Source organism: Hyphomonas johnsonii MHS-2 (assembly GCF_000685275.1).
GTDB lineage: Bacteria > Pseudomonadota > Alphaproteobacteria > Caulobacterales > Hyphomonadaceae > Hyphomonas > Hyphomonas johnsonii.
Window position 1 is genome coordinate 260,874 of record NZ_ARYK01000004.1, and the last position, 13,743, is coordinate 274,616.

Annotated in this window: 23 protein-coding genes; 8 read left to right on the forward strand and 15 right to left on the reverse strand. The window is 63.6% G+C overall.

The features are described from left to right. Position 1: 1 nt before the first annotated feature. The 4 genes from HJO_RS09960 to HJO_RS09975 all read right to left on the reverse strand — a co-directional run bounded on the left by HJO_RS09960 (position 2) and on the right by HJO_RS09975 (position 2,774). On the reverse strand, positions 2-637 hold the full coding sequence (locus HJO_RS09960) for a nucleotide exchange factor GrpE (protein WP_035616573.1): 636 nt from the start codon (positions 635-637) through the stop codon (positions 2-4). Beyond that, the gene (hrcA, locus tag HJO_RS09965) at positions 637-1,695 is read right to left on the reverse strand and encodes a heat-inducible transcriptional repressor HrcA (protein ID WP_241764716.1); all 1,059 of its coding nucleotides are present in this window, start codon (positions 1,693-1,695) and stop codon (positions 637-639) included. Before hrcA ends, HJO_RS09960 begins: the two co-directional genes overlap by 1 nt. Positions 1,696-1,767: 72 nt before the next feature. Beyond that, entirely contained in the window at positions 1,768-2,481 is a 714-nt protein-coding gene (locus HJO_RS09970) for an SdpI family protein (RefSeq protein WP_035616574.1), read from the reverse strand. Continuing rightward, a complete protein-coding gene (locus tag HJO_RS09975; RefSeq protein ID WP_035616575.1) occupies positions 2,478-2,774 on the reverse strand; it encodes a metalloregulator ArsR/SmtB family transcription factor in 297 nt (98 codons plus the stop codon). Before HJO_RS09975 ends, HJO_RS09970 begins: the two co-directional genes overlap by 4 nt. A gap of 137 nt (positions 2,775-2,911) precedes the next feature. Between HJO_RS09975 and rph the strand changes: the two genes are divergently transcribed. Continuing rightward, positions 2,912-3,637 carry a ribonuclease PH gene (gene rph, locus HJO_RS09980; protein WP_156945555.1) on the forward strand — a complete coding sequence of 242 codons (726 nt, stop codon included), beginning with the start codon at positions 2,912-2,914 and terminating at the stop codon, positions 3,635-3,637. Here rph and HJO_RS09985 read toward each other — a convergent pair. The 6 genes from HJO_RS09985 to HJO_RS10010 all read right to left on the reverse strand — a co-directional run bounded on the left by HJO_RS09985 (position 3,634) and on the right by HJO_RS10010 (position 6,266). Then, complete coding sequence (locus tag HJO_RS09985; RefSeq protein ID WP_035616576.1) at positions 3,634-4,074, reverse strand: group III truncated hemoglobin; 441 nt, start codon at positions 4,072-4,074, stop codon at positions 3,634-3,636. The genes rph and HJO_RS09985 overlap by 4 nt on opposite strands. Continuing rightward, positions 4,071-4,514, reverse strand: a complete 444-nt coding sequence (locus HJO_RS09990) for an Rrf2 family transcriptional regulator (RefSeq protein ID WP_035616577.1) — start codon at positions 4,512-4,514, stop codon at positions 4,071-4,073. Before HJO_RS09990 ends, HJO_RS09985 begins: the two co-directional genes overlap by 4 nt. A 2-nt stretch (positions 4,515-4,516) precedes the next feature. Then, on the reverse strand, positions 4,517-4,798 hold the full coding sequence (locus HJO_RS09995) for a hypothetical protein (protein WP_035616578.1): 282 nt from the start codon (positions 4,796-4,798) through the stop codon (positions 4,517-4,519). 152 nt (positions 4,799-4,950) lie between these two features. After that, positions 4,951-5,442, reverse strand: a complete 492-nt coding sequence (locus HJO_RS10000) for a CreA family protein (RefSeq protein WP_035616580.1) — start codon at positions 5,440-5,442, stop codon at positions 4,951-4,953. A 51-nt stretch (positions 5,443-5,493) separates the two neighbouring features. Further along, entirely contained in the window at positions 5,494-5,733 is a 240-nt protein-coding gene (locus tag HJO_RS10005; protein ID WP_035616581.1) for a helix-turn-helix domain-containing protein, read from the reverse strand. A gap of 11 nt (positions 5,734-5,744) precedes the next feature. Next, entirely contained in the window at positions 5,745-6,266 is a 522-nt protein-coding gene (locus HJO_RS10010; RefSeq protein ID WP_241764717.1) for a DUF2975 domain-containing protein, read from the reverse strand. 126 nt (positions 6,267-6,392) lie between these two features. On the opposite strand from HJO_RS10010, the gene rdgB reads away from it, so the two are divergent. Together rdgB and hemW are read left to right on the forward strand one after the other, a co-directional pair. Then, positions 6,393-7,010, forward strand: coding sequence for an RdgB/HAM1 family non-canonical purine NTP pyrophosphatase (gene rdgB, locus HJO_RS10015; RefSeq protein WP_035616583.1), 618 nt, complete (start codon positions 6,393-6,395; stop codon positions 7,008-7,010). A gap of 2 nt (positions 7,011-7,012) precedes the next feature. Beyond that, entirely contained in the window at positions 7,013-8,179 is a 1,167-nt protein-coding gene (gene hemW / locus HJO_RS10020; protein ID WP_277813166.1) for a radical SAM family heme chaperone HemW, read from the forward strand. 10 nt (positions 8,180-8,189) lie between these two features. On the opposite strand, the gene HJO_RS10025 is transcribed toward hemW, so the two are convergent. Beyond that, positions 8,190-9,089 carry a tyrosine recombinase XerC gene (locus tag HJO_RS10025; RefSeq protein ID WP_035616586.1) on the reverse strand — a complete coding sequence of 300 codons (900 nt, stop codon included), beginning with the start codon at positions 9,087-9,089 and terminating at the stop codon, positions 8,190-8,192. Between the two features lie 163 nt (positions 9,090-9,252). On the opposite strand from HJO_RS10025, the gene HJO_RS10030 reads away from it, so the two are divergent. The 3 genes from HJO_RS10030 to HJO_RS10040 all read left to right on the forward strand — a co-directional run bounded on the left by HJO_RS10030 (position 9,253) and on the right by HJO_RS10040 (position 10,626). Further along, positions 9,253-9,672, forward strand: a complete 420-nt coding sequence (locus HJO_RS10030; protein WP_035616587.1) for a VOC family protein — start codon at positions 9,253-9,255, stop codon at positions 9,670-9,672. 116 nt (positions 9,673-9,788) lie between these two features. Continuing rightward, entirely contained in the window at positions 9,789-10,154 is a 366-nt protein-coding gene (locus tag HJO_RS10035) for an ArsR/SmtB family transcription factor (RefSeq protein WP_035616588.1), read from the forward strand. Then, positions 10,129-10,626, forward strand: coding sequence for an SRPBCC family protein (locus HJO_RS10040; RefSeq protein ID WP_035616589.1), 498 nt, complete (start codon positions 10,129-10,131; stop codon positions 10,624-10,626). Before HJO_RS10035 ends, HJO_RS10040 begins: the two co-directional genes overlap by 26 nt. Before the next feature lie 109 nt (positions 10,627-10,735). Here HJO_RS10040 and HJO_RS10045 read toward each other — a convergent pair whose 3' ends face one another. From HJO_RS10045 to HJO_RS18210, 4 genes are all read right to left on the reverse strand, one after another. After that, complete coding sequence (locus HJO_RS10045) at positions 10,736-11,209, reverse strand: YcgN family cysteine cluster protein (protein ID WP_241764719.1); 474 nt, start codon at positions 11,207-11,209, stop codon at positions 10,736-10,738. Beyond that, positions 11,188-11,487, reverse strand: coding sequence for a GNAT family N-acetyltransferase (locus HJO_RS10050; RefSeq protein WP_084141895.1), 300 nt, complete (start codon positions 11,485-11,487; stop codon positions 11,188-11,190). Before HJO_RS10050 ends, HJO_RS10045 begins: the two co-directional genes overlap by 22 nt. After that, on the reverse strand, positions 11,466-11,753 hold the full coding sequence (locus HJO_RS10055) for a GNAT family N-acetyltransferase (protein WP_035616591.1): 288 nt from the start codon (positions 11,751-11,753) through the stop codon (positions 11,466-11,468). The genes HJO_RS10050 and HJO_RS10055 overlap by 22 nt, the downstream gene beginning before the upstream one ends. A gap of 110 nt (positions 11,754-11,863) precedes the next feature. Continuing rightward, the gene (locus HJO_RS18210) at positions 11,864-12,037 is read right to left on the reverse strand and encodes a CsbD family protein (RefSeq protein ID WP_084141897.1); all 174 of its coding nucleotides are present in this window, start codon (positions 12,035-12,037) and stop codon (positions 11,864-11,866) included. A 157-nt stretch (positions 12,038-12,194) separates the two neighbouring features. Between HJO_RS18210 and HJO_RS10060 the strand changes: the two genes are divergently transcribed. Both HJO_RS10060 and HJO_RS10065 read left to right on the forward strand, forming a co-directional pair. Next, positions 12,195-12,566: a hypothetical protein gene (locus HJO_RS10060; protein ID WP_035616593.1), complete on the forward strand. Its 372-nt coding sequence runs from the start codon at positions 12,195-12,197 to the stop codon at positions 12,564-12,566. A 59-nt stretch (positions 12,567-12,625) separates the two neighbouring features. Continuing rightward, a complete protein-coding gene (locus tag HJO_RS10065) occupies positions 12,626-13,705 on the forward strand; it encodes a transporter (protein WP_035616594.1) in 1,080 nt (359 codons plus the stop codon). The last annotated feature ends 38 nt before the right edge of the window (positions 13,706-13,743 follow it).

Sequence of the window (13,743 nt, forward strand, 5' to 3'; positions counted from 1 at the left end):
CCTAGTTCGCGGCCCCGGCACTGACCGACACCATGGCAGCGCGCAGGGTGCGGTCGCCGATCTTCCAGCCGGGCTGGAAGAGCGAGGCGATCGTGCCGGCAGGCTGGTCCGACGGCACCTGGGCGACTGCCTGGTGCAGGTTCGGGTCGAAGGTCGAGCCAGGCGAGGCATCGATCGGCTTCACGCCGTGACGGCCGAGCGCGGTTTCAAGTTCCTTGGCGGTCATCTCGATGCCGCTGAGCAGGTTGTTGCCGGCGTCAGACAGGTTGGCGCGGTCGTCGTCCGGCAGGGCCGCAAGGGCGCGGGCCAGGTTGTCGGACACGCTGAGCAGGTCACCCGCGAAGCGCTCGATGGCATAGACACGGGCTTCTGACACCTGCCGCTCTGCGCGTTTGCGCGTATTGTCGAGGTCGGCCAGCGTGCGCAGCAATTGTTCGCGCAGCTCTTCCTTCTCGATTTTCAGCCGCATGGCTTCCTGTTCCGGCGTCATCGCAGCGTCAGCCTCGGCTTCCATGCCTTCGGCTGCAGCCGCGCGGGCTGCGTTCTTCAGGAGATCGTCGGCGGCCGCCTTGAGGTCGGCCTTGGACGCGTTCTGATCAATGTCGGCGGCTTCGCCGGGTTTGGTTTCGTCGCTCATCATTTCCCATCCTTTGCGCGTCGGGCGGCGAGGATTTCGCCGATCACCTTCGCGGTATAGTCCACCATCGGTATCACCCGGGCATAATTCAGGCGTGTCGGCCCGATCACGCCCAGTGCGCCGATGACATGCTTTGACCCGCCCATATAGGGGGCCACGATCACACTTGAACCCGATAACGGGAAAAGCTGGTTTTCCGCGCCGATGAACAGGCGCACGCCATCGGCTTCGCGTGTCGTATCGAGGATATCGAGTAGGGACTGCTGGCGTTCAAGTTCATTGAACAGTTGACGCACACGGTCGAGATCGCCGGCGACCTTCGCATCCTCGAGCAGGTTTGCCCGGCCACGCACGATCAGCGAGCGGCCCCGGCCCGGCGCATCGCCGCTCCACTGGGCCAGGCCCGCCTCGACAAGCGAGGATGCCGCTGCATCCAGCGCGGCGCGGCGCGAGCTGATCTCCTCACGTACATCGACCGCCGCTTCAGCCAGCGTGCGGCCCTTCATGCGGGTCGACAGGTAGTTTCCGGCCTCGATCAGGGTCGTGACGGGCAGGCCGTCGGGAACCTTGACCAGCCGGTTCTCGACGTCGCCGTCCTCGGTGACCAGGACGCAGAGGGCCTCGCCGCCAGCCAGCGGGATGAATTCGACGTGCCTTACGGCCGTATCGCGGGTCGGTGAGGCCACGAGGCCCGCCCCGCCGGTCAGGCCGGACAGGATGCCGGACGCTTCACCGAGGATGGCTTCCAGGTCGCTGCCCGCCCCGCGCAGCCGTTCGTCGATCTCGCGCTTGTCGGCGCCGGACGGCTCGCCGATTTCGAGGAAGCCGTCGACAAACAGGCGCAGGCCCTTGTGGGTCGGGGCGCGGCCAGCCGAAATGTGCGGCGCATCCAGCAGGCCCAGGTCGGTCAGGTCGGCCATGACATTGCGGATCGAGGCCGGCGAGAGGGCGATCACGCCCTTCGACAGCGTGCGCGATCCCACCGGGTCTCCGGTCGTCAGATAGCCTTCGACGATCTCCTTGAAGATGTCGCGTGAGCGCTGGTCAAGGCGCTGCATCAGGGATTTGCTGTCAGGTGTCAGGACCATGTCTATTGATTAGGGGCGCGGTGGCGCTGGCACAATAGGGGTTCAGCCAGTCCGGCCCGTGCCATTGTCACGGTCGTCTGCGCTGCGCCAGGCGAAATAGGAGTAGATCACGCTGACCAGGGCCGCCGTCATGGAGAGCGCTACGAGCGGCACGACCGGCCAGATTCCGTCCAGCACGAAGGCGCCGAGGAAGCCCAGCAGGCCCGCCCCGATGAACAGGCGCCCGGCGAGGCGGTGGGTTTTCTCCCATGCGATATCGGACGATAGCGTCCATGGCGTACGCACGCCGAGGATGAAACTGGGGCGCGTTTTCGGCAGGTAATTGCCCATTGCGACAAACAGCAGCGCGCAGGCGGCGATGATGCCCCGCACGATGCCCGGCCCGGCCGGCGTGCCATTGACGGCATTGACGAGGATCATGCACGACCCGACCGTGGCCAGCGCCAGCACGATCATCACGCCGACCCAGACGGCGACATAGGCCTTGCGGCCCGCGTCAATGTTCGTCCCGCGCGGATCGAGCGAGGGCGCGATGGCCAGGATCACCGTGACAATCGCCGAGATGGCAGGAAGGGATGAGAAGATCAGGATGGCCTCAAACCGTGAGGCGTAGCGGTTCGGCGTGCCCTCCATGTCGAAATGGACCGGGACCGGTCCGTCCTTCGGCAGCGCGTCGACCATCCAGACGACCGCGCCCACCATGATCGCGATCATCAGCGCGGACCAGATCAGCCCGGTACGGATATAGGGTTTCATTCTGCGGCCTCCTTCAGTTCGTCGTCGCCATTGTCGCTGCCGATCAGGCCGAGCAGGGCCGTGGCGGCATCTTCAAGCACGCTTGTGTTCACGCGGTAGAGGATCTGGTTGCCGTGGCGCTCTGCCGTGATCAGGTCAGCCGCCTTCAGCACGGCAAGGTGCCGGCTCATGGTCGGCCAGCTCGATTCGAACTCCGCCGCGAGATCGCCTGCAAGCCGCGGCCCCTTGCGCAGGAGGGCGAGCACCTGGCGGCGCGCCGGATGAGCCAGAGCCTTGAAGATAGAGTTTCGCATGATCGCTAATTAGTCTTTTCGCTAATTAGAGTCAACGCGGCTCGGGCCGACCCGTGCCGAACGATCCTGATGCCCGTGCGGTGTAGACAGGGGCGACAAAACCCGCGATCAGGCGGGGCAGAAAAGAGGACCCAGTCATGACCCAGCTTATCCGCCCATCCGGACGCACCTTCGACCAGTTGCGTGAGATAACGCTTGAGACAAACGTGACCCGCTATGCCGAAGGCTCGTGCCTCGCCAAGTTCGGCAACACGCATGTCCTGTGCACGGCCAGTTGGGAAAAGAGCGTGCCGGGCTGGATGAAGGGCAAGGGCGCCGGATGGGTCACGGCTGAATACGGCATGCTGCCTCGCGCCACGCATACACGCGGTCGGCGCGAAGCCGCGGCTGGCAAGCAATCCGGCCGCACGCAGGAAATCCAGCGCCTGATCGGACGCAGCCTGCGCTCGGTGGTCGACCTGGCCGCGCTGGGCGAAAACCAGGTGACGATCGACTGTGACGTCCTGCAGGCCGATGGCGGCACGCGCACGGCCTCGATCACCGGCGGTTTCGTGGCGCTCGCGCTGGCCTGCCGCTATCTCAAGGCCGAAGGCGTCATCAAGGCGGACCCGATCCTGAAACAGGCCGCTGCGATATCGGTCGGCGTCTTCCAGGACCATCCGGTTCTGGACGTCGACTATCCCGAAGATTCGCGCGGGGAAGCGGACATGAATGTGGTGATGAGTTCAGATGGCGGCTTCATCGAAGTGCAAGGCACCGGCGAAGAGCGTCCGCTGACGCGCAAGGAACTCGACGAAATGCTGCGCCTCGCGGAAATGGGCTGCAACAACCTGTTCGCCGCACAGCGCGCCGCGCTCGGCTAGGCGCGGGGCAGGGTCGGCAGGCCGAACATGGCCATCTGCAGGCTTCTGGCGATGCGTTCTGCCCGCTCCATGAAATAGTACACGACCTCGACATTGGGCGCCGTGTCTTCCAGCGTTTGCCGGAACAGGCCGAGCCATATCTGGAAGTCGGACGGGTCAACGCCGGTCAGCTTCGTGTGCGCGGGCACCGGCTTGCCGTTATAGCGCCCGGCATTCATGGCGACCGAGGCCCAGAAGTCCTTCATGCGGGCGAGGTGCGGGCCCCAATTGTCGCCGATCTCGGCGTTGAAGATCGGGCCCAGCGTCTCGTCGGCACGGACGCGGGCATAAAACGTCTCGATCAGGTCTGAAATGTAGGCGTCATCAATGCCCATGCGATCGGCATTGAGCTGAATTTCGCGGCGGCGTTCTTCGGCGCTGCGCAGGACATGGTTCATGCGGCTTCTCCAATATCGAGCAGCCCGTGCAGCGGCGCATTGCCGTCGACAAGGTCTGCGATGGACCGGGAATCGAGGGCGCGGAAAAAGGCGTCCTGTGCTTCGGCGAGCGCGCCGCGCAGGCGGCAGGCTGGCGTGATCAGGCAGCCGCCCGCCCCGCCGGGAAAGCATGACACCAACGCGGCATTGCCTTCCATCTTGCGCACGACGTCGCCGACGAAGATGTCAGAGGGCGCGCGCGCCAGGCTGAGGCCGCCATTGCGGCCACGCTCGGACGAGATGAATCCCTCGCGGCTGAGAGTCTGCGCGACTTTCATCAAATGGTTCTTCGACATGCCGAAAACGTCCGAAATCTGGCCGATGGTGACGCGCCGATCCCGGTTCACGGCAAGATGCATCAGCGTCCGCAACGCGAAGTCCGTCTGCATGTTCAACCGCATGACTAGGATTCTTCGTCCGAATGATGCGTGTCCCAGACAATTTCGTGGGCACCTTCGTCAAAGCCGTTCCGCCGGCCCAGGATCAGGACCGTGGACAGGACGCCGGTAACGAGGAAGGACACGGCAGTCCCGGCGAGCAGGGCCGTCCAGCCATTGCCCGACATGTCGCTGCCCATCGCGGACCGGCTGAACAGCCAGACCAGTCCCATCACTGCGCCCGTGGCGACGACGGCACCGATGGCAAGGCCACCGATAAGCTTGGCTGCAAAACTGGGCTTGGACATGGTCAGCTCCTTTGTGTGCGCCGCGCAGGATGTGGCAGGCGATCACCGGGCCAATCTAGGGATGCCCGGTGGCAGGGTCAATTAAAGATGCATTTCATATGCATGTTATAAATTGCCGCACCCGGGATCGCGCCATATGCCCTCGGCGAAGCCTATTCGGTCGGCTTGCCGCCGTCCCATGTCACCTCGTGTCCATACAGCGGCACGGTCGAGAGGCTCATCTTGGCCGAACCGTTTGTGATCTTCCGGCTGAAGGAAACGTACATCAGGCTGTCGCTGTCGCCATCATAGATGCGCCGCACGGCCAGCTGCTTGAAGATCAGGCTCTGGTTCTGGTCGAAGACCTCCTCGCCGGACTTGTCAAGATCGATACCGTGGATCGTGACAGGGCCGGTCTGCAGGCAGGAGATCGAGGAATTGGACGGGTTCTCGAACCAGTTGCCCTTGCCGACCCGGTCCCAGAAGCCCCGGTCGAAATAGGAGAGGTGGCAGATCACGCCCTCGACCTTGGGATCCGTCAATGACTTGATCTTGATCTCGTTGCCGACCCAGTCATTCTTGAATTCGCCGACTTCCTTGTCGCCGCCGCCGCAGGCAGCAAGCACGCAAAGGCCGACAGCGAGAAGTATCGTGTGAGGTTTCATGATGTGCCTACGTGGCGGCGGCCTGCTTGTTCCGGCAGGAAGGGAGAGTGCCTATTCGGCCGCCACGCGTTTTCGCCCCTCTTCGCCTTCCTCGTCGAACACCAGCAGGTCGCCCGGCTGGCAATCGAGTTCGCGGCAGAGCGCTTCAAGGGTCGAGAACCGGACGGCCTTGGCCTTGCCGGTTTTCAGGATCGACAGGTTCGCGAGCGTCACGCCAACGCGCTCCGACAATTCTGTCAGAGACATGCGACGATCCAGCAGGACGCGATCGAGGGTTACACGAATGGACATCTTCTACCCTCCTATATGGTCATTTTTTCTTCGTCGCGAAGGCGGGTGCCTTCACGGAAGACTTGCGACAGGATGAACAGGGCCGCGACAGACGCCCAGGCGATCAGGTCGATATTGAAACCGACCCTGGCTTGCTCGTAGCTGAGGCCGAGAACGAGGCCGACGCCGATCCGCAGCAGCTGGGTGACGGCAATCGCCGTCGCGATGCGCGTCAGGCGCATCGCATTCTCCGGCACGAAGGGGTCGCCCTCGGCCAGCGTCGCCAGAATCCGGCGCAGCTGGATGCAGACATAGATGATCGCCGGAATGACGACGAGGCCGCCGATCAGGCCGGCAATCAGTGCCGGCAGGCTGCCGGTTTCGTCGGAAATGGAGATGCTCGTCCCGTTGATCGAGCCGCCATTCGAATTTGCATAGATCGCAGCGCCGACGCTGAGCAGGAAGATCACACCGATGATCGCTGTCATCCACATCACGATCGTGACAAGCACCGTCATGATGGCGGCCATCGAGTTTCTTGCCTGTTTGCTCATGCCTGTCTCTTCACCGTATTGAACTCATGGTCTAATGCGTAGGGTCGCTTATCGCAAAACCGCACACCTTTACCGTTAAACGATATACACATTTGTAGCTAAAGCAAGAATGGAACCATTGCAGAAATGGGTGAAGAAATTACAGTTCGTACGTTGGAGCCAGGAAAACTGGTCGCTGCAACCCATAACAAGGGCAAGGTTTCAGAACTTCGCGACCTTTTCGAACCGCTTGGATTCATAGTGGTTTCTGCGCTCGACCTTGATCTCGACGAACCCGAGGAGACTGAATCCACCTTTGCCGGCAATGCTCTGCTCAAGGCGCGCGCAGCGGTCGAGGCGACCGGCGCACCGGCACTTTCGGACGATAGCGGCCTCGCCGTGACCGCCCTGGGCGGCGCGCCAGGCATCTATTCGGCCCGCTGGGCCGGCGAACCACGCGATTTCTACCGCGCCATGGAGAAGGTCGAGGCCGAATTGAAAGATATCGGCGCGGTCGACCGGTCGGCAAAATTCGTCTGCGCCCTGGCCGTCGCCTGGCCGGACGGGAGCGAAGCGGTTTTCGAGGGTGAGGTGCATGGCCAGCTGGTCTGGCCGCCCCGTGGCGACAGGGGGTTCGGCTATGACCCGATGTTCGTGGCCGATGGCGAGACGATCACGTTCGGCGAGATGGACCCGGCCCGCAAGCATGCGATGAGCCACCGCGCCGCCGCGGTTGCCAAGCTGAAGGCGGCCCTGCTCTCGTGACCGTGGCGCTCGCCCCCTTCGGTCCACATTTTGGATTCGGGATCTACATCCATTGGCCGTACTGTAGCCGTATCTGCCCCTACTGCGACTTCAATGTGTACGCAGCCAAGGATCGCGACACCGATCCGCTCGTGGCCGCCATCGAGAAGGATATCGGGTTGCACCGCGCCCGCCTGCCGGAACATGGCGCCCTGGACACAGTCTATTTCGGTGGCGGCACGCCATCGCTGCTGCAACCGGCCGAGATCGCGCGCCTGCTGGAGGCGGCCCGGACCAGTTTCGGCCTGAAACCGGACGCCGAGGTCACGCTGGAGGCCAATCCGAACGACATTCTCACTGCCGACCTGCGCGGTCTTGCGGCGGCTGGCGTCAACCGCCTGTCGATCGGAGTGCAGTCCCTGCGCGACAACGCGCTCGCCTTTCTCGGCCGCGACCATGACGCCATTGCCGCCCGCGCCGCCGTCGAGCGGGCCATCAAAGTGTTCCCGAACATCTCGGTCGATCTCATCTATGCCCGGCCCAGCCAGTCGCCTGACGAATGGGCGGACGAACTGGCCGATGTGCTGGCGCTCGGCGCGCCGCACCTGTCGCTTTACGAGCTGACGATCGAGCAGCGCACGGCTTTCGGCAAATCGGTCGAGCGCGGCGACCTCATCCCGATGGACCCGGACGCCCAGGCCGATCTCTATGAACTGACCCAGTCCATCGCCGACAGCGCGGGCCTGCCCGCCTATGAAATCTCGAACCATGCAATGTCGGCCGCCTACCGGTCGCGTCACAATTCCATCTACTGGAATGGCGGCGACTGGATCGGCGTCGGGCCGGGCGCGCATGGCCGCCTGACGGTTGCCGGGCGGCGCTATGCCAGCGAGGCGCAGCGCCAGCCTGCCGCCTATATCGCGAATGTCCAGGCGCTCGGTTCGGGCTGGGGAGAGGCCTCTGCGCTCTACCCGCTGGATGTCGCGCGCGAACTGCTCGCCATGGGCCTGCGCGTCGCCGAAGGGATCGATCTTGGCCGGATCGAGGCCCTGTCGGGCAAGCCGGTGCCGCGCGACAAGATCGCGGTGTTCGAGGAAGAGAACTGGGCCCGGCTGGATGGCACGCGTCTCTGGCTGACCCCGCGCGGGCGCCTGCTCGCCGATGCGCTGACGGCCGAACTCGCGCCCTGATTTACCCTGGCTATGCCCGTGGGTGCGCGGCGGCGTGCACGTCGCGCAACCGGCTGGCATCGACACCGGTATAGACCTGCGTGGTCGACAGCGAGGCGTGCCCGAGCAGCGTCTGGATCGCCCGCAGGTCTGCGCCGGCCGCCAGCAGGTGCGTGGCAAAGGCATGGCGCAGGGCATGCGGCGTGGCAGTGTCCGGCAGGCCCAGCACGCCGCGCAGTTTCTGCACGAGGCCCTGGATGATGCGCGGGTTCAGCGGCCCCCCCTTGGCGCCGCGAAACAGCGGGCTGGAGGCCGTTAGCGCATAGGGACAGAGCGCCGCATAGGCATCCACCGCCTCGCGCACGGCCGGGATCATCGGCACGATGCGCACCTTGCCGCCCTTGCCGGTGATCCGCAGGCGTTCCGGCAAGGGCAGGTCCGCGCCGGTCAGGCCCAGCGCTTCGGAAATGCGCAGGCCCCCGCCATAAAGCAGGCTCAGCACGGCAGCGTCGCGCGCGCCGATCCAGGTCTCGCTGTCGGGGTCGGTCTCGGCCTCGAAGATCATGTCCTTGGCCGCTTCGATGGAGACAGGCCGGGGCAGGCGGGCCTTGCGTCGCGGGCCCTGCAGGTAGGCAATCTCGGCATTCTCGACATTGTGCGCCCGGCCCAGCCAGCGATACAGCGCCTTGATCGACGACATCAGCCGGGCAATCGAGGCATCCGACAGGCCGTCGCGGCGCCGCTGGGCCAGGTGCGCGCGGATATCCCGCGCCTTCAGCCGCCCCAGCACGTTCGGCGTCGGCTCCTCGCCGAGGTGCACACGCAGGAAATTGAAGAAACCGGACAGGTCGGAGCCATAAGCCTCGACTGTCTTCGCTGCCATCCGGCGCTCGTCCTGCAGGTGCGAGAGAAAGGCGGCGAGGGTTTCCATGCCGCGACTGTGGCAGGGCGCGATTAAGGATGGGTTTCGCGCCCTTGCGGCGACCGGATCGTGCGCGGCCGTGATCCGGCCCGGAAGTTTTCCGGCGGTGCCCTTTCCTGACCGCCCCCAAAGCCCCTATCTAGTTACAAACGAAACTGAACAGGAGTGATCCATGTCTGCTATTGTACACCTTGCCATTCCGGCGGGCGATCTCGGCAAAACCGTGAAATTCTACACCGATGTTCTCGGTTGCACGCTTGGCAATGGCGAAGCGGGGCGGTGGGTCGATGTCAATTTCTGGGGTAATGAACTGACGTTGCACCAGAGCGAGGAGAAGCTGCCGGTCGTTCGCCATGATGTGGAAATGGGCGCGGTGCTCGTGCCCCATTTCGGGGTTCATCTCACCCAGGCAGACTTTGACGCCGTCAAGGACCGCATCGCCGCCGCCGGCCTCTCCTATATCGACGAGCCCTATCGCCGCTTCAAAGGCGACAAGTACGAACAGGAGACATTCTTCATAGCCGATCCGAACAACAACGTGCTCGAGATCAAGTCGATGGTGAACCCCGACATGCTGTTTCCGGACGCCTGATGAAGCGGCCGTAGCGAGCACTGTCCCGCCATCTCAGGGCCGCCACGGCCCCAAACAGTTACCCATTTGACTAACAATCATTGACGCACGGCCAGCTGGCTCCTACAGTGAGTCACATGGCTAACAATCAACTTGCGCTCGATCGTGTTTTTCATGCCCTCGCGGACCCCACACGCCGTACGATCGTGATGCGTCTCAGCGCGGAGCCGTCTGCCGTCGGCGATCTGTTCCAGCCGATGCCGATGGCCTTGCCGACACTGCTCAAGCACATCCGTGTGCTCGAGGACTGTGGATTGGTGACCACCCGAAAGGTCGGACGGGAACGGATTTGTGAAATGCGGCCAGAAGCATTGCGCGAGACGGATGCCTGGCTCTCACAACAACGATCCGTATGGGAGGCAAGGCTCGACCGGATGGAGGCTCACGTCCTTGGCTTGCAGGAGAAAGAGAACAAGAATGACAAACGCAAGAAACGAAAATAATCCCCTGGAGACATGGGCACTTGATCGCGAGATCGTTCTGTCACGCGTCGTCGCCGCACCGCGCGATCTGGTCTTCAAGGCATGGACTGATCCGCAACACCTTCCGCTATGGTTTGGCCCCAAAGGCTTCAGGATCGAAACCGAGGAGATCGATATCCGTGTCGGCGGTCAGTGGCGCTTTGTCCTGTTCGGACCAGATGGCACGCGCTGGGACAGTCGCATGGTCTTCCTGAAGATCGATCCCCCGCGCCTGCTCCAGTTCGACCATGGGTCCGATGTGGACAATGATCCAGGCCGGTTCAGGACCAGTGTTACATTCGACGAACAGACCAATGGCAAGACCGTCGTCACCTTGCGCCAGTTGCACCCGACCAAAGCACAGCGCGACGCGGGTATCGGTTTTGGGGCTGTCGAGTTCGGCTACGAGACACTGGAAAAGCTTGCGCGGCACCTCGATGCTGAAATGGGCTGATTGAGGTCGGTTGGACCATGGTCACTGGAGCGCAGCCTTCGCGCCGCAACTGAAGCCCGACGCAAACGCGGTTTAGCTTGCTGATGCCGGGACTGTCGCTTCTTGGTGCCTATCGGTCATTCCCGTCGTCTTCCCAGTCGACGATGAAGTCTTCCATGTCGTCCTCGAACACGGTGTCTTCGGAAACCGTCCGCCCCCGCACGGAATGGCCTTCGGTGTGCACGCGCTCGCGGTCACCGCAGACCAGGTGGTGCCAGTCGGGCAGGGGCTTGCCTTCATGGATCAGCCGGTAGGCACAGGTGCTTGGCATCCATGGCAGCTCTTCAATGCCGGCCGGGGTCAGCTTGACGCAATCGGGCACCTTTTGCTTGCGGTTGGCATAGTCCGAACACTGGCACGTTCCGGCGTCCAGCAGCGTGCAGTGCAGTTTCGTATAGGCGATCTCGCCGGTGTCTTCGTCTTCCAGTTTCAGCAGGCAGCACTTGGCGCACCCGTCGCAGAGGGATTCCCATTGCTCGGAATCCATCTTGTCGAGCGGGATGGTTTTCCAGAACGGCTCGGTCATGCCAGGTGCGGCGCCCATTCGGCGTTCTTGTCCATCAGCGCCGAGGCGAACCAGCACTCGGACGAGACCTTGTCGCCGGCGGCAATCGCGTCGCCGACCGCGCGCTTGACCAGCTTGCGGCCCAGGCCGCGCCGCCCCACGCTGTCGGGCACGATCGTGTGGGTGATATGCATCCGCCCGGCCGCAGGCCGCTCATAGGTGAGATAGGCTTCGACGCCGTCGACGACGAGACTGTAGCGTCGCTTTTCGGCGTCGTGCGTGATGGCCGGTTCGCTCATGCCAGCACGTCCTGCCATTCGGTGTGCTTGTTGATCTGCGCTTTTGCGAACGGGCAGAGCGGGATGATCTTCACGCCATTCCTGCGCGCGTCTTCCACGGCGCGCTTGACCAGCGCAACGCCCACGCCCTTGCCGCCCAGTTCCTTGGGAACAGCGGTATGGTCAATGATGATCCGGCTCGTTCCCGCCTTGGAGAATGTCATCTCCGCTTCGTGGCCTTCGACCACGGCGACATAGCGTCCACCCGTGGCCCCGTCTTCCAGCTTGATCTCGATATCACTCATGTTTTCTGGCTCCTCTGTTTGATTATAGAGACAAAAGACGCAGCGCGCCGCAAGAAAAAGCCGCCCGACGCGGGGCGGCCTTTGGAAGGTATACTGGTCTGCCCGCAGGCTTACTTTTTCTTGAACGCGTCTTTCACGTCGCCGGCAGTATCGCGGATCTTGCCTTCCGCCTTGTCGGCCTTGCCCTTCATTTCGAGCGACTTGTCACCAGCCAGTTTGCCGGCTGTTTCCTTGATATTGCCTTCAGCGGTCTTCGCTGCGCCCTTGATATGTTCCTTGTCCATGTCGGGTGTCCTTCTGTTGCGCCGCAGGAGTGCGACTGCCAGACCAACGCGCCGGCCCGAAATCGGTTGGATTAAATCTCGGTGAGCCTTGCGATTCCGGCCGGATGCGACACAGCGCCCACTTCCCCACGGCGTCGAGACGGGGTGAAGACCCTGCATGCACCGACTGGCCCGCCTCTCCCGGCACCTCCTGCTGCTCCTTGCCTTCGTCGCCTATGCGGCAAACGGCATGCAGACGCACCTGCGCCTGCAGCCTGGCGAGACGGTTTCCGTGCTGCTTTGCGGCAACGGGGGAGGGGATTCAGTTGACCTGACATTCGGCGACGGCCCGGCAGAGGCCGACACGAAAGCCTGTTGCGGGGCCTGCCTCATCGCAGCGCCGGTGTTGCCGCAAGTGCCGCACCTGACGCATCCTGTGCGCGGCATCCTGCCCACCTGGACCGCCGCCTTCGCCCCGCCTGTCTGGCCGGGGTCACCGCTATGGCCCGGCGCGCCGCCGCAAGGGCCGCCACTCGCTCGCAAGGCTTGAATTCACCTTTTTCCGCTCCGGCCAACGCGCCCGGGCAAGATCAATTTGCGAGATACACAATGAAACGTTTCACCCTGATCGCGGGGGCCGCGCTGTGCGCTGCCTCGTTCAATTCCGCGTCTGCCCATGAGGGCGACGGCGGCAAGGTTGCCTATGCTTCCGACCATGCGCCGATCGGCGTCATGGCCGACCACCGCCACAAGCAGGGCGAGTGGATGCTGTCCTATCGCTGGATGTACATGGACATGGATGGCAGCCGTGATGGCACCGACAGCATCTCTCCTGACGAGACGGCCACCACGGTCGCCAACCCCTACGCCCCGCCTGCCACGCTGCGGGTGGTGCCGCTGCGCATGCCGATGCAGATGCACATGGTCGGCGGCATGTACGGCCTGACCGATCGCATCACGCTGATGGCGATGGGCAACTATCTCACCGAGGAAATGGACCATGTCACCTTCCAGGGCATGATGGGCACCACGCGCCTCGGCGAATTCACGACCGAAAGCTCCGGCATCGGCGACACGACGGTTGGCCTGATCTATGGACTCGACAGTGGAAGCGACCCGCATACCCAGGTCAATCTCGGCCTTGCCTTGTCTTTGCCGACAGGCTCGATCACCGAATCCGACCAGGTCCTCACACCGATGGGCACGACGCCCAGCCTGCGCATGCCTTACCCGATGCAGCACGGCTCCGGCACGTTCGACTTCAAGCCGTCGCTGACCGCACGCACGCGCCATGGCAAGTGGACACTGGGCGGGCAGGGTGCCGCCACGATCCGCATTGATGACAATGACGAAGGCTACTCGCTGGGCGACGTGGTCGAGGCGACCGGATGGGTTGCCTACGAGCCGCGCCCGTTTGTCTCCATCTCCGGTCGTCTCAAGGCGAAGAGCACCGGCAAGGTCGACGGCAGCGATCCGCTCGTGCGTGCGCCGGTCCAGACTGCGGACCCGGACAATCATGGCGGCGAAACGCTGGAAGCCCTGTTCGGGGTGAACCTTGCAGGCCAGACTGGCTGGATGACCGGCCACCGGCTTTCGGCGGAGGTGGGCCTGCCGCTCTACCGCGACCTCAACGGGCCGCAGCTGGAGACCGATTTCACCTTCACGCTCGGCTGGCAGAAATCCTTCTAGGGAACCTTGATCCGGGCGGCCCTTTCGTCGGTCGCCCG

Excerpts from the sequence above, each read along its gene's own strand:
- HJO_RS09960 (WP_035616573.1), bottom strand. The coding sequence starts at position 637 with ATGAGCGACGAAACCAAACCCGGCGAAGCCGCCGACATTGATCAGAAC.
- hrcA (WP_241764716.1), bottom strand. The coding sequence starts at position 1,695 with ATGCAGCGCCTTGACCAGCGCTCACGCGACATCTTCAAGGAGATCGTC.
- HJO_RS09970 (WP_035616574.1), bottom strand. The coding sequence starts at position 2,481 with ATGAAACCCTATATCCGTACCGGGCTGATCTGGTCCGCGCTGATGATC.
- HJO_RS09975 (WP_035616575.1), bottom strand. The coding sequence starts at position 2,774 with ATGCGAAACTCTATCTTCAAGGCTCTGGCTCATCCGGCGCGCCGCCAG.
- rph (WP_156945555.1), top strand. The coding sequence starts at position 2,912 with ATGACCCAGCTTATCCGCCCATCCGGACGCACCTTCGACCAGTTGCGT.
- HJO_RS09985 (WP_035616576.1), bottom strand. The coding sequence starts at position 4,074 with ATGAACCATGTCCTGCGCAGCGCCGAAGAACGCCGCCGCGAAATTCAG.
- HJO_RS09990 (WP_035616577.1), bottom strand. The coding sequence starts at position 4,514 with ATGCGGTTGAACATGCAGACGGACTTCGCGTTGCGGACGCTGATGCAT.
- HJO_RS09995 (WP_035616578.1), bottom strand. The coding sequence starts at position 4,798 with ATGTCCAAGCCCAGTTTTGCAGCCAAGCTTATCGGTGGCCTTGCCATC.
- HJO_RS10000 (WP_035616580.1), bottom strand. The coding sequence starts at position 5,442 with ATGAAACCTCACACGATACTTCTCGCTGTCGGCCTTTGCGTGCTTGCT.
- HJO_RS10005 (WP_035616581.1), bottom strand. The coding sequence starts at position 5,733 with ATGTCCATTCGTGTAACCCTCGATCGCGTCCTGCTGGATCGTCGCATG.
- HJO_RS10010 (WP_241764717.1), bottom strand. The coding sequence starts at position 6,266 with ATGAGCAAACAGGCAAGAAACTCGATGGCCGCCATCATGACGGTGCTT.
- rdgB (WP_035616583.1), top strand. The coding sequence starts at position 6,393 with ATGGGTGAAGAAATTACAGTTCGTACGTTGGAGCCAGGAAAACTGGTC.
- HJO_RS10025 (WP_035616586.1), bottom strand. The coding sequence starts at position 9,089 with ATGGAAACCCTCGCCGCCTTTCTCTCGCACCTGCAGGACGAGCGCCGG.
- HJO_RS10030 (WP_035616587.1), top strand. The coding sequence starts at position 9,253 with ATGTCTGCTATTGTACACCTTGCCATTCCGGCGGGCGATCTCGGCAAA.
- HJO_RS10035 (WP_035616588.1), top strand. The coding sequence starts at position 9,789 with ATGGCTAACAATCAACTTGCGCTCGATCGTGTTTTTCATGCCCTCGCG.
- HJO_RS10040 (WP_035616589.1), top strand. The coding sequence starts at position 10,129 with ATGACAAACGCAAGAAACGAAAATAATCCCCTGGAGACATGGGCACTT.
- HJO_RS10045 (WP_241764719.1), bottom strand. The coding sequence starts at position 11,209 with ATGGGCGCCGCACCTGGCATGACCGAGCCGTTCTGGAAAACCATCCCG.
- HJO_RS10050 (WP_084141895.1), bottom strand. The coding sequence starts at position 11,487 with ATGGCAGGACGTGCTGGCATGAGCGAACCGGCCATCACGCACGACGCC.
- HJO_RS10055 (WP_035616591.1), bottom strand. The coding sequence starts at position 11,753 with ATGAGTGATATCGAGATCAAGCTGGAAGACGGGGCCACGGGTGGACGC.
- HJO_RS18210 (WP_084141897.1), bottom strand. The coding sequence starts at position 12,037 with ATGGACAAGGAACATATCAAGGGCGCAGCGAAGACCGCTGAAGGCAAT.
- HJO_RS10060 (WP_035616593.1), top strand. The coding sequence starts at position 12,195 with ATGCACCGACTGGCCCGCCTCTCCCGGCACCTCCTGCTGCTCCTTGCC.
- HJO_RS10065 (WP_035616594.1), top strand. The coding sequence starts at position 12,626 with ATGAAACGTTTCACCCTGATCGCGGGGGCCGCGCTGTGCGCTGCCTCG.